The organism is Ruegeria sp. YTSC199, from assembly GCF_059609725.1.
The window spans coordinates 38,939-51,343 of the sequence record NZ_JBXWMF010000025.1; the positions used below are offsets into that span (position 1 = coordinate 38,939).

At 58.4% G+C, this 12,405-nt stretch carries 11 protein-coding genes; 4 read left to right on the forward strand and 7 right to left on the reverse strand.

From position 1 onward, the window contains the following. The first annotated feature begins 28 nt into the window (after positions 1 to 28). From hemN to AC2FEE_RS19975, 3 genes are all read left to right on the forward strand, one after another. A complete protein-coding gene (hemN, locus tag AC2FEE_RS19965) occupies positions 29 to 1,384 on the forward strand; it encodes an oxygen-independent coproporphyrinogen III oxidase (RefSeq protein WP_496867075.1) in 1,356 nt (451 codons plus the stop codon). A 175-nt stretch (positions 1,385 to 1,559) separates the two neighbouring features. Further along, positions 1,560 to 3,491 carry an elongation factor G gene (locus AC2FEE_RS19970; protein ID WP_496867076.1) on the forward strand — a complete coding sequence of 644 codons (1,932 nt, stop codon included), beginning with the start codon at positions 1,560 to 1,562 and terminating at the stop codon, positions 3,489 to 3,491. A 93-nt stretch (positions 3,492 to 3,584) separates the two neighbouring features. After that, positions 3,585 to 4,064: a DUF995 domain-containing protein gene (locus AC2FEE_RS19975; RefSeq protein WP_496867077.1), complete on the forward strand. Its 480-nt coding sequence runs from the start codon at positions 3,585 to 3,587 to the stop codon at positions 4,062 to 4,064. A 28-nt stretch (positions 4,065 to 4,092) separates the two neighbouring features. Here the strand turns inward: AC2FEE_RS19975 and AC2FEE_RS19980 are convergent, their stop codons facing one another. From AC2FEE_RS19980 to AC2FEE_RS20000, 5 genes are all read right to left on the reverse strand, one after another. Continuing rightward, positions 4,093 to 5,670 (reverse strand): ABC transporter ATP-binding protein, encoded by a 1,578-nt coding sequence (locus AC2FEE_RS19980; protein ID WP_496867078.1) that lies wholly within the window; start codon positions 5,668 to 5,670, stop codon positions 4,093 to 4,095. Then, positions 5,667 to 6,773, reverse strand: a complete 1,107-nt coding sequence (locus AC2FEE_RS19985; protein ID WP_496867079.1) for an ABC transporter permease — start codon at positions 6,771 to 6,773, stop codon at positions 5,667 to 5,669. The genes AC2FEE_RS19980 and AC2FEE_RS19985 overlap by 4 nt, the downstream gene beginning before the upstream one ends. Then, the gene (locus AC2FEE_RS19990) at positions 6,774 to 7,859 is read right to left on the reverse strand and encodes a microcin C ABC transporter permease YejB (protein ID WP_496867080.1); all 1,086 of its coding nucleotides are present in this window, start codon (positions 7,857 to 7,859) and stop codon (positions 6,774 to 6,776) included. Between the two features lie 5 nt (positions 7,860 to 7,864). Continuing rightward, the gene (locus tag AC2FEE_RS19995) at positions 7,865 to 9,805 is read right to left on the reverse strand and encodes an extracellular solute-binding protein (protein WP_496867081.1); all 1,941 of its coding nucleotides are present in this window, start codon (positions 9,803 to 9,805) and stop codon (positions 7,865 to 7,867) included. 174 nt (positions 9,806 to 9,979) lie between these two features. Further along, a complete protein-coding gene (locus AC2FEE_RS20000) occupies positions 9,980 to 10,489 on the reverse strand; it encodes a c-type cytochrome (protein WP_496867101.1) in 510 nt (169 codons plus the stop codon). 119 nt (positions 10,490 to 10,608) lie between these two features. Here AC2FEE_RS20000 and AC2FEE_RS20005 point away from each other — a divergent pair, with 119 nt between their 5' ends. Further along, positions 10,609 to 11,442: a prephenate dehydratase gene (locus AC2FEE_RS20005; RefSeq protein WP_496867082.1), complete on the forward strand. Its 834-nt coding sequence runs from the start codon at positions 10,609 to 10,611 to the stop codon at positions 11,440 to 11,442. Positions 11,443 to 11,453: 11 nt separating this feature from the next. Here AC2FEE_RS20005 and AC2FEE_RS20010 read toward each other — a convergent pair whose 3' ends face one another. Together AC2FEE_RS20010 and AC2FEE_RS20015 are read right to left on the reverse strand one after the other, a co-directional pair. Continuing rightward, positions 11,454 to 11,921 (reverse strand): GNAT family N-acetyltransferase, encoded by a 468-nt coding sequence (locus AC2FEE_RS20010; RefSeq protein WP_496867083.1) that lies wholly within the window; start codon positions 11,919 to 11,921, stop codon positions 11,454 to 11,456. Positions 11,922 to 11,933: 12 nt separating this feature from the next. After that, positions 11,934 to 12,401, reverse strand: coding sequence for an SRPBCC family protein (locus AC2FEE_RS20015; RefSeq protein ID WP_496867084.1), 468 nt, complete (start codon positions 12,399 to 12,401; stop codon positions 11,934 to 11,936). Between the last annotated feature and the right edge of the window lie 4 nt (positions 12,402 to 12,405).

A 12,405-nucleotide genomic window follows, 5' to 3' on the forward strand; every position in this document is an offset into this window, starting at 1 on the left:
GGCCGGGTCGTCCCTTAAACGTATCGCCATGATAGTGAAACCACAATTGGCAAAGCTTGGACTATTTGACGCGAAAGTCCCGCGTTACACAAGCTACCCCACTGCTCCCCATTTCAGCAATGATGTGGGGGCAAGTCTTTATGGTGACTGGATTTCCGGCCTCAAACCCGGCAGTTCCGTGTCGCTGTATATCCACGTCCCGTTTTGCCGCAGGCTGTGCTGGTTCTGTGCCTGCCGCACGCAGGGCACGCAGACGGACAACCCGGTCATCGCCTACGTTGATGTGCTGAAGGCCGAGCTGGACCTGCTGGCTGAACGCCTGCCCGAAGGTGTCACCCTGTCGCGCCTGCATTGGGGCGGCGGTACGCCAACCCTGCTGAACCCGGATCTGATGCGCGATCTGGCGGCGCGGATTCTGGAGATTGTGCCGCTGGGGTCAAACGCAGAATTCTCGGTTGAGATCGATCCGAACGAGATCGACGAAGGCCGTCTGGACGCACTGGCCGAGGCTGGAATGAACCGCGCCTCGATCGGGGTTCAGGATTTCGACGACGAGATTCAAAAGACCATCGGGCGCATTCAAAGCTATGACACCACTCGCGAAGCCGTGGACATGATCCGCGCGCGCGGGATCAACAGTCTGAATGCCGACATCCTGTATGGCCTGCCGCATCAGACCAAGAACCGGATGACGGAGAGCGTGCAGAAACTGCTGTCGCTCAGCCCGGATCGGGTGGCACTGTACGGTTACGCCCACGTACCGTGGATGGCCAAGCGGCAACAGCTGATTCCGTCGGACGCCCTGCCCACCCCCGAAGAGCGTCTGGACCTGTTCGACACCGCCCGCCGCCTGTTCATGTGGGACAACTACGCAGAGATTGGCATCGACCACTTTGCCACGCAGGACGATGGCCTGACCCATGCGCTGAAAGCCGGGCGGCTCAAGCGGAATTTCCAGGGCTATACCGACGACCAGGCTGAAGTTCTGATCGGTGTCGGTGCCAGTTCGATCTCGCGCTTCCCGCAAGGCTATGCGCAGAACGCCCCCGCGACCTCCGCCCATACCAAGGCGATCCGCGAAGGGCGCTTCTCGACCTCACGCGGGCACCTGTTCAAAGGGCAGGACATCCTGCGCGCCCGGCTAATCGAAGCGTTGATGTGTGACTTTAAGATCGACAGCGCCGAGATTCTGCGCGACCACGACATCACCGCCGCCGAGCTGCAAAGCATGTATCAAGACGCCAACCGCGCCTTTGACGGTTTGCTGCGCATCACCGAGGACGGGTTGTTCATCCCGCCCGAGGCGCGCCCGCTGACCCGCATGATCGCGCGCAGTTTCGACGCCTATGATCTAAGTAAAGCCGGCCACAGCTCAGCAATCTGACCCGCCAAGAGGTCAGGGCTTGACGCGACGGGTCGGTTTTTCACACACTTGCAGGGCGGGCGGCATCTCGCCCGCACCTGAGGCAGGCCGAGTAACAGACAATTGCGCCGACGCATCCGCGTAAGGCTATCCTTTTCGTGCAGGCGATCTGCAATTTGAAAGAGGGACAGCACCTATGCGCGTTTTCACCGTCCTCGGCCCCAGCCAATCGGGCAAAACCACTCTGGTCGAGGCTATAAGCCGCCTCGACGACCGGCCCACCACATTCGACGTATCCGGAACCGTGCATTTGCACGGTTTTTCTTACTTGGACGAGCCCTGGTGCGCCATCGACGTGGATGGCGGCGGCGACAATCTGGCCTATGTCGGCCCGGCCATGGCAATCTCGGACGCTGCCGTGGTGGTTGTACCGCCCGACCCGAACGCCGCCGTCCTGTGCGCCCCCTACCTGCGGCTGGTTGAAGAGGCAGGTATCCCCTGTTTCCTGTTCATCAACCGCATGGATAGTCCGAATGGACGCATCCGCGACATCATCGCGGCGCTTCAGACCTATTGCATCCAGCACATCGCCCTGCGACAGGTGCCGATACGCGAAGGTGACACGATCATCGGCGCGGTTGACCTGATTTCGGAACGGGCTTGGAAGTACCAAGAAGGGCAACCCTCGGCCCTGATCGAACTGCCGCAATCGGTCGAAGACCGCGAGCAGGAGGCCCGCACCGAGTTGCTGGAGACCCTGTCGGATTTCGATGACCGCCTTCTGGAGCAACTGATCGAAGACAAGCAGCCCCCCAGCGATGAGGTTTATGATCTGGCCGCGCAGGTGCTGCAAAACCATCAACTGATCCCGGCCTGTCTGGGCGCGGCCAGCCATGGTAACGGCCTGACTCGCCTGATGAAGGCGCTGCGGCATGAAGCCCCTGAATTCGATATCGCTGCCGACCGTGACGAAGCAGCCGAGAATGCCCGCGCCATTGCCGGGTTTGCGGATGTGAAAAAGCACATCGGCAAGATCGTCGTGTTGCGCGGGCTGGGCGATGGTGTCAAAGCGCATGAGAATCTGGGCGGTGAGACCGTGGGGAACCTGACCACGCTGGACGCCAAAACCCAGATATCCGATCTGCCCGCCGGCCAGATCGGGCTGGCGGTTAAGTCCGACCACCTGAACCCCGGCAACCTCTATGACAGTTCCGAGGCGACGCCGCTGCCGGAATGGGCGTCATCCCATCCCATCGCTTTCCGTCAAATCGTGTCCCCCGCGCATGAACGCGACGACGTACGCCTGTCGAACGCACTGACCCGTCTGGTCGAGATCGACCCGGGCCTGCATCTGGATCAGGATGAACTAAGCGGCCATGCAGTACTGGGCTCGCAGGGTCCGCAGCACATGCGGCGCGTCACCGCTAAGCTGGCCGAGGATTTCGGCATCGAGATCGCGACCGAGCAGGTTGAAACAGCCTATCGCGAAACCATCCGCGCGCCCATCGAACATCGCCACCGTCACCGCAAGCAATCCGGTGGCGCGGGGCAGTTTGCCGATGTGGTGATCTCGGTCGCGCCGATGCCGCGGGGCGCGGGATTCCAGTTCGAGGAGATCGTCAAGGGCGGCGCGGTGCCCAAGAATTATATCCCTTCTGTCGAGCACGGCGCCAAGGACGCGCTGGCACAAGGCCCCGAGGGCTTCCCGGTGGTTGATGTGAAAGTCACGCTCAGCGACGGCAAGCACCACAATGTGGACAGCTCGGATTATGCCTTCCGCACAGCTGGCAAGAACGCCGTACGCGAGGCCCTGCCGCAAGCCAAACCGGTGGTCCTGCAACCGATTCTGACGGCTGAAATTCACCTACCCTCGGATTTCGTCGGCGATCTGGTTCCGACCATAAGTTCGCTGCAGGGGCAGGTGCTGGGCTTTGAAGGCAACCCCAACGCCTCGGGCTGGGAGATTTTCAATGCCCAGCTTCCCGCCGTGGCCGAGGATGAGCTGCACCGCACCCTCGCCAGCGCCACACGCGGCACCGGCTGGGTCAAGCTGAGCTTCGATCACTACGAAGAACTGCGCGGGCCGGTGCCAAAATCGGCATCACGCGAAACGGCAAACGCACACTGACATTTCCAGAATTCCTCTGATCGGCACGCCGGTCAGAGGGCCTCCGGGACCACGTCCCATTTTTTTAGAACGAGTTAGAAAGGAGTCTTTGTTATGGGGTATGCAAAATCCGTCCTGAGCACAGCTGCCGTAGTATCCTTGGTACTGCTTGCCGGTGAGAGCCTTGCGAAAGGGAAACCCAAGGGTGCATCGGCAACTGATCCACAACAAATTGCACAATTGTATTCCGGCAAAACGTCAAACTGGAGCCGTGGCAGCAAGTTTTATTGGGCTCCCAACGGTGTCATGCACGGCGTTGGCAAGAATGGAGATTCCATAGGTATTGGTAAATGGTACGTCACCAACAAAGGAAAACTGTGCAACGAGACGACTTGGTATTGGCCCGAGAACGGTCAAACAAAGTCAGAATTGTACAATGAGTGCTGGGAGTTCGTGACAGCGCCAGACGGAACCATTTGGGAACGTTACCTTCCTGAAAAATCAGATTGGTACCAGCACAAGTACGAAAAACAGGTCAAAGGCGACACCCAAAAGAGCAAATTCAACAAAATCAAAAAAGAACTGGGACTTTGATCTCTGGCCGGGCGGGTCACTACCCGCCCTACCCCGCTGCTGCGATCAGTTCGCGGGTATAGTCGGTCTGAGCATTTTCGAACAAATCCTCGGCTGTGCCCATTTCGACCACATCCCCGTTTCGCATGACGATTACCTTGTGTGACATGGCGCGTACGACCTTCAGGTCATGGCTGATGAACAGATAGGCCAGACCGTATTTCCGCTGAAGGTTGCGCAGCAGATCAACGATCTGCACTTGAACCGTCATATCCAGCGCGCTGGTCGGTTCGTCCAGAACCAGCAGTTTGGGCCGCAGCACCATGGCCCGCGCGATGGCGATGCGCTGACGCTGCCCGCCCGAGAATTCATGCGGATAACGGTCCATAGCAGCCGGGTCCAAGCCCACCTCGGTCATCACCTCAGCGACCAGCTCAAGCGGAGCGCGGTGGGGGTCGACCTTGTGGATCGCCAACCCTTCGGCAATGATCTGCTGGCAGGTCATCCGCGGGCTGAGGCTGCCGAACGGATCCTGAAACACGATCTGCATGTCCTTGCGCAACCGCCGCAACTGACGCGTGGACCAGCGGCGTACATTCTGATCGCGGAAAGTGATGCCGCCCTCGGACGCAATCAACCGCATGATCGCCAACGCAAGCGTTGTCTTGCCCGAGCCGCTCTCACCGACAATCCCGAGCGTTTCTCCTGCACGAACGCTCAGCGTCGCATCGTTGACGGCCTTCACATGCCCGACCGTGCGCTTCAGAAATCCGCGCTGGATCGGGAACCAGACCTTCAGGTGGTCCGTCCGGGCAACCTCTTCTGCCGCTGGCGCGACCGGGTCGGGATGGCCCGAGGGCTCGGCCCCCAGCAGCTTGCGTGTATAGGGGTGTTGCGGATGGTCAAATATTTCGGCGGTTTCGCCGGTTTCGACGATTTCCCCATCCTTCATCACGCAGACCCGGTCAGCTATGCGCCGCACGATACCAAGGTCATGGGTGATGAACAGCATCCCCATATTCTCGGATTTCTGGAGCTCGGCCAGCAGTTCGAGGATCTGCGCCTGAATAGTCACATCCAGCGCGGTTGTCGGTTCATCCGCGATCAGAATGTCAGGCTTGTTGGCCAGCGCCATGGCAATCATGACCCGTTGTCGCTGCCCACCCGACAACTGATGCGGATAGCTGTCCAGCCGCTCGCGCGGATCGCGAATGCCAACCTTGGTCAGCAGTTCGACAATGCGCTCGCGCGCTGCGTCGCCGGTCAGCCCCTGGTGCAGAGCCAGTGACTCAGCCATCTGCTTCTGGATCGTGTGCAGCGGGTTGAGCGAAGTCATCGGTTCCTGAAAGATAAAGCTGATGTCGTTGCCGCGCACGTCCATCAGCTTGTCTGGCGAGGCACCGATCATCTCGTCACCGTCATACGTAACGGAACCCTCGACAATGGCACTGTCGCCTAGCAACGACACCGTGGACAAGGCCGTAACGGATTTGCCCGAACCGGACTCGCCCACCAGAGCCACTGTCTCCCCCCGATCAACGGTGAAGGATACATCCTTGACCGCAGCGCTGATCTGTCCGTCCTGCCGGAACGAGACTTTGAGGTTGTTCACTTCCAGCAGGCTCATGAGAAGGTCTTTCTGGGATCAAACGCATCGCGGACGCCTTCGAAAATGAAGACCAGCAGCGACAGCATGATGGCAAAGGTGAAGAACGCGGTGAAGGCCAGCCATGGCGCCTGCAGATTCTGTTTCGCCTGCAGCGTCAGTTCCCCCAGCGACGGGGCCGAAGATGGCAGGCCGAAGCCCAGGAAATCCAGCGAGGCCAGGCCGCCGATAGTACCCGTCACGATGAACGGCATGAAGGTCAGTGTGGCCACCATCGCGTTGGGCAGCATGTGCCGGAACATGATCGTCTTGTTGCTCACGCCCAGCGCCCGCGCGGCGCGCACGTATTCCAGATTTCGCGCCCGCAGGAATTCGGCCCGCACGACGCCCACCAGCCCGGTCCAGCCAAACAGGATCATAAGCGCCACCAACAGCCAGAAACTGCGCCCCAGAATGGCGAACATGATGATGATCACGTAAAGCGATGGCGTGGCCGACCAGATTTCGATGATCCGCTGGAACACCAGATCCAGCCAACCGCCAAAGAACCCCTGAATGGCGCCCGCGAAGATGCCAATCATACTGGCCACACCCGTGACGACGAGGGTGAACAAAATGGACAGGCGGAAGCCGTAGATCACCCGCGCCAGCACGTCCCGCTTGGTGTCATCCGTGCCCAGCAGATTCTGCCCGTTGGGTGGCAGAGGCGCAGCACCGGGGCGATCTACGCTGGTGCTGTAGGAATAGGGGATCAGAGGCCAGATGGCCCAGCCACGTTCGAACCCATCCGCCTGGAATGTGCCTGCCTTGATATCATCGATGATCCCTTCCGGGTCATCGAAACACGTTTCCAATCCGCCGCTGTCGATCAGGCATTGTACCTCTGGGTCGCGATAGATCGCTTCCGTCTGGAAATCACCGCCGAATTCGGTCTCGGGGTAGAAGTTGAAGATCGGCGTGTAGAACTCACCCCGGTATTTGACCAGGATTGGTTTGTCATTGGCGATGAACTCGGCAAACAGCGACAAGCCGAACAGCACCGAAAAGATGATCAGCGACCAGAACGCCCGACCATTGCGCCGGAAATTGCGCCAGCGGCGCTGGTTGAGGGGGGACAGTGCCATTTACCCCTCCCGCTTTTCGAAATCGATGCGCGGGTCGACCAGCACATACATCAGGTCGCTGATGATACCGACGACAAGGCTCATCAGGCCAAAAATGAACAGCGTTCCGAATATCACCGGATAATCCCGCGCAACGGCGGCTTCAAAGCCCAGGCGGCCCAGACCGTCCAGCGAGAAGATGGTCTCGATGATGATCGAGCCGCTGAAGAACACACCGATAAACACCGCCGGAAAGCCCGCAATCACGATCAGCATGGCGTTGCGGAAAACATGGCCGTACAGCACTTTGCCCTCGCTCAGGCCCTTTGCCCGGGCGGTCATGACGTATTGTTTCTTGATCTCATCCAGAAACGAGTTCTTGGTCAGAAGGGTCAGCGTCGCAAAAGCAGAGATTGTCAGGGCAATCACCGGCAGGGTGATGTGCCAGAAATAGTCGGCAATTTTGCCAAACAGACTGAGGTTGTCCCAATTGTCCGAGGTCAGCCCCCGCAGCGGGAAAACTTGCCAGTAAGAGCCACCGGCGAACAGCACCAGCAGCAGAATGGCAAACAGGAAGCCGGGGATCGCATAAGCCACGATGATGGTGCCACTGGTCCAGGTGTCAAAGCGTGACCCGTCCTTGACTGCCTTGCGGATACCCAGCGGAATCGACACCAAATAAGCGATCAGCGTCGACCACAGCCCCAGCGATATCGACACCGGCATCTTTTCCAGCACCAGATCTATCACGCTGATCGAGCGGAAATAGCTCTGCCCAAAATCCAGCGTCATATAGTTGCCCATCATTGTGAGAAACCGCTCGACCGGGGGTTTGTCGAAGCCAAATTCCTTTTCCAACTCTTCGATGAATTCCTTCGGCAAACCACGGGCGCCGATGTATTCGCTGTCCGAACCAAAAGTCTCCTCGGCCGGCGCGCCTTCGCCTCCGGCAAAGCCTGCGAACACGTCACCTTCGCCCTGCATCTGAGCCAATATCTGCTCAATCGGGCCGCCCGGCACAAATTGCACCAGGGTGAAGTTCACAATCATAATTCCAAGTAGCGTCGGTATGACCAGCAAAAGCCGGCGAAGAATATACGCGCCCAATTCGGTTACCTCACCGCGCCAGCAGCTTTTAGTTTCTGGTACTTCTCTTCGTTAAACCACCAGAAGTCAAACTGCCCGACTGCCAGCGGTGGCAGGACTTCGGGATGTTCGAACATGTCGTAGTAAGCGACCCACGTATCCGAGACATATCCGGTTGGGACTTGAATTCGGAGGTACCGCAAAACGCGGTCCAGAGATTTCAGCGCAGCGATCTCTTCCTCGCGGGATTTCGTGTCTAGGGACGCATCTATGATGGCGTCTACAAGCGGTTCCTGCAGGGATTGAGGATTATAGGACGAAACAACTGCGGTTTCAGACCCATAGGCTTGCTTTAACCCGGTGCCCGCTTCCAGAAACGGCTGGTTTCGGAAAAAGATCATATCGAAATCTTTGTCGTAGTATCGCTGAATCCACTGTGCACTGTCGGTTTTTTCGACCGTTACCGCTACGCCAAAGCTTTCCAGACTTGCAGCGTAAGTCGTCACAATGGCCTCGGCCGTGTCTGACGAAGAGGCGTTGAGCATGATGGTGATCTTAAGCGGATTACCGTCCGCGTCCTGCAGTTTGCCGTTACTCGAAACCGACCAACCGGCCTCTTCGAACAGCTTCAGGGCTTTTCGCTTGTTTCGACGGTCCACCGTGCGATCCGCATTCGAAGTATGGGCAAGCACCGCCTCTTGCGTGAAAAGCTCTTCGGGAACGATATCACCCAAAGACCGCAAGAAAGCTGTTTCCATCTCATCGGGCAAACCATCGGCCGCGACTTCCGAGTTTTCGGCGAATGAATGGCGCTGTTCAGTCAGCCCAAACTGAAGGGATTCGGACGTCCATTCAAAGTTGAATGCCAACCCAAGCGCCTCACGGACCTTGATGTTGTCAAACGGCGCACGTTGCATGTTGAAGATGAAACCCGATGGCGAAGGAGGCGTCATAACGGGAATGCTCTCACGCTTTACATAACCGTTCTGCACCGCCGGGAAATCGTACCCGGTGGCCCATTTCTTGGTGCTGCCTTCTGCGCGGAATGTGTAGATGCCAGCTTTGAACGCTTCGAACTCGGCGGCATCATCTGCAAAATACTCGACCCGCACGGTTTCAAAGTTGTGCCGACCAACGTTGATCGGCAGGTGCCAACCCCAATAGTCGGGGTTGCGGCGATAAACGATGTAGCGGTTTATCTCATAATCATCGAGCACATAAGGCCCGCTTCCCATCGGTGTCACAAGGCTTTGCTTATCCAAGCGCTCGCCGGTTTTTTCGTACCAGGCTTTCGAGAATACGGGCGTTCCGCCGACCTGCGAGATAAGAGACCTACGCGAGATACCGTCAACGAAATTGTATTTGATCGTGTGATCATCAATGATCTCGTACCCTTCGATGCGCTGCTTGACGGCCCGCGCATAGCTGCGGATGCCCTGCTCGAGGAACAGATCATGTGTGAACGCTGCATCATGCGCTGTCAGCGGTGTGCCATCAGCAAAACGAGCCTCGGGCCGCATGTAGAAGATGCACCATTCCTTGGTGCTGGGGTATTCGACAGCTTCCGCCAGCAGACCATAGGTTTCCGTAATTGAGTCTGCAGGCGAGGCCGATCCAAACGGGCTGTCACCAAACATACTTTCCGCGATCAATCCGGAGTAGAGACCCGCTTTGCCCTGCCAGTTGAAGCGGTTCATGCCATCGAAGGTTCCCCGCGAAGCAACCGAAATCTCACCTCCGATCGGAGCGTTCGGGTTCACGTATTCGAAATGCTTGAAGTCCGGCGGGTATTTGAGGTCGCCAAAGAAAGAATACCCATGCGCGCGGACGATCTCAGGTTCCGCCGCACCTGCTGCGAACCCCGGCACTGGCGCAAGCGTCGACGTCAGGAGGCCGCCGCCCAGCATCTGCAACGTGGTTCTGCGGTCGATCTGGAACCCAGAACCCGAAACACTTTTTTTCGCCATGGCTGCCTCTCCTGATTATCCGGTCAGTTTATATCTTGCGCGCGCCAGCTAATTGACCAGCACTGTCAGGTTCAAGTTTAGAATGCGTGAACGCTTTGTGAAGATGTCGTTAGGCAAAAATAAAGCCGCTGCGCGGGGCAGCGGCTTTGAAACTCGGTACGGTCGATCAAAAGATCAGTTGCCGATGGTCTGCAGGTAAGCAATCAGATCGGCGCGGTCCTGCGGCTTTTTCAGGCCGGCAAAGCTCATGGATGTACCCGAGATATAGGCGCTGGGACGGGTCAGGAACGCGTCAAGGGCTTCGGGAGTCCAGTTGCCGCCATGGGCCTGCATCGAGGGCGAATAGCCTGTGAAACCATTGGCCGATGCCACCGGACGGTCCACAATGCCATACAGGTAGGGGCCGGTGCCATTTACACCGTCTTCAAGCTTGTGGCAGGCGGTGCATTTGCGGAAGACTTTGGCGCCCTTGTCCGGATCGGCGGCGGCCAGCATGTCTTCGAAAACCACCTCTTCGCCGTCGGCGCTTTCACCCGCGCTTTCGGTTTCGATGATATAAGAGGCCGTCTCGCCGTGCCCATCGGCATGGTACAGCGCCTCGGCGCCCCATTTTGCCAGAAGCAGCACCAGGAAGGTGCCAAACAGGCCTGCGGCGGCCTTGGTAACTGTCATCGTGTCGAACATTGATCGCGTGTCCATTTCAGCTGTCTGCGGGGTGTCTAAGGCTTCCCCTTGCAAGAGGCAAGGTATAGACACCGCGACTAAACGCCCAATTCACCAACTTGTTGCACGGAATCGTCCAAATGAGCAATCGTATCGCATTTCAGGGAGAACCAGGTGCCTATAGCCACGAGGCGTGCCGCAATGCGCGCCCCGATATGGATGCCCTGCCCTGCCGCACATTCGAAGATGTGATCGAATCGGTGCGCTCGGGCGAGGCGGATCTGGCGATGCTGCCGGTCGAAAACACGACCTATGGCCGGGTGGCCGATATTCACCGCCTGTTGCCGCACAGTGGGCTGCATATCATAGATGAGGCTTTCGTGCGTGTGCACATCAACCTTCTGGCGGTGCCCGGTGCAACGCTAACCGACATCACCGAGGCGCATTCCCATCTGGTCCTGCTGCCGCAATGCGCCGGGTTTCTGAAGGAACACAACATCCGCGGTCGGGTCAGCCCCGACAACGCCCGCGCCGCGCGAGAGGTCTCGGAACAAGGCGATCTGCACTCCGCTGCATTGGCCAGTGAACTGGCCGGTGAAATCTATGGGTTGAACGTTCTGGCCCGCCACATCGAGGACCACGACAACAACACGACCCGGTTTCTGGTCATGTCCCGACAGGCGAATTTGTCCCGGCGCGGCCCACATGGCATGATCACCAGTTTCGTCTTTCAAGTGCGCAACATTCCGGCGGCCCTGTACAAAGCGATGGGCGGCTTTGCCACCAACGGTATCAACATGACCAAGCTGGAAAGCTATATGGTCGATGGATCATTCACCGCGACCCAATTCTATGCCGATATCGTCGGTCACCCAGATGACCGCAACGTGCAACTGGCTATGGAAGAGCTTGAGCATTTCACCACCAATGTGGAAGTGCTGGGCGTCTACCCCGCAGCGCATCCTCGCGGGTAGGGCCCGCTGACTCACGCAAAGGTGTAAGCTTTGCTTACCGCTCCCTCTTGAGACTTGTATTCGACAAACCCCATGGCTGCGTAGTAAGCTAGACCTTCGGCATTGTTGGCATCAATCGTTGCGTCGATGGCGGGAAGGCCCTGCGCTTTCGCAACCGACACTGTCGCCTGAAACATCGCCCGCCCTACGCCGCAACGCGCTGCCAAGGGTCGAATATGGGTTCCAATAACGCCCCAGCCGACCGGCGCCCCATAAGGATTGTCTACAACCGCCCGTTTCAGGGACTGGAACCCCAGAATCCGGGTTTCACGCATGGCAACGATACACGTTAGCTGATCCGGATGCGTAACATAGAGCGCCTCCACATAACCCGGATCGCTTGGTCTGGTGCGTTTTCCGGCAGCCGTAATTTCCTGCAACACCTCCGAGATGCCCGCGACATCCTCCAGTCCAACCTCTCGGATAATCAGATTGTCCATTGCCGCCCCCTATTAGGCACCGTGCAGATGGCGCTCTTCCATCTCACGAGCGAACTCGCTGAGCCGTAACTGAAACTGCCGCCGGAACCGCGCTTGTCCCAACCGCAACGATTGCAGCAACAGCCGCGCAGGCAGGGATCTGGCCGCAAGCGACATGTCGACACTCAGACGGGTGCGGCGCTGCGACAGGGCCAGGAATTCGATGATCGTCACCCCGTTCATGCCCTTGCTCACCGCGTCGAACCGCAATAGGGACGGTGGGTCGCATTCGGCCATCTCAATCGCGATTTGGCGGGGCTTGCCGCGCAGCTTGAACTCGGTTTCCCACTGCGTACCCGGCACCACCCCCATATGGCCCGACAGGCGCCGCACTTCGATTCCGCGACGCATGGCCATACGCTCGAACCGCTCAAAATCGGCGACCATTTCGAACACAGCATTGATCGGGGCTTCGATGTCTTCGCGCGCTGTAAACTGCATGACG

Coding starts and splice junctions, on each gene's coding strand:
- AC2FEE_RS20010 (WP_496867083.1), bottom strand. CDS start 11,921: ATGGACAATCTGATTATCCGAGAGGTTGGACTGGAGGATGTCGCGGGC.
- AC2FEE_RS20000 (WP_496867101.1), bottom strand. CDS start 10,489: ATGTTCGACACGATGACAGTTACCAAGGCCGCCGCAGGCCTGTTTGGC.
- AC2FEE_RS19970 (WP_496867076.1), top strand. CDS start 1,560: ATGCGCGTTTTCACCGTCCTCGGCCCCAGCCAATCGGGCAAAACCACT.
- AC2FEE_RS20005 (WP_496867082.1), top strand. CDS start 10,609: ATGAGCAATCGTATCGCATTTCAGGGAGAACCAGGTGCCTATAGCCAC.
- AC2FEE_RS20015 (WP_496867084.1), bottom strand. CDS start 12,401: ATGCAGTTTACAGCGCGCGAAGACATCGAAGCCCCGATCAATGCTGTG.
- AC2FEE_RS19980 (WP_496867078.1), bottom strand. CDS start 5,670: ATGAGCCTGCTGGAAGTGAACAACCTCAAAGTCTCGTTCCGGCAGGAC.
- AC2FEE_RS19995 (WP_496867081.1), bottom strand. CDS start 9,805: ATGGCGAAAAAAAGTGTTTCGGGTTCTGGGTTCCAGATCGACCGCAGA.
- AC2FEE_RS19975 (WP_496867077.1), top strand. CDS start 3,585: ATGGGGTATGCAAAATCCGTCCTGAGCACAGCTGCCGTAGTATCCTTG.
- AC2FEE_RS19985 (WP_496867079.1), bottom strand. CDS start 6,773: ATGGCACTGTCCCCCCTCAACCAGCGCCGCTGGCGCAATTTCCGGCGC.
- hemN (WP_496867075.1), top strand. CDS start 29: ATGATAGTGAAACCACAATTGGCAAAGCTTGGACTATTTGACGCGAAA.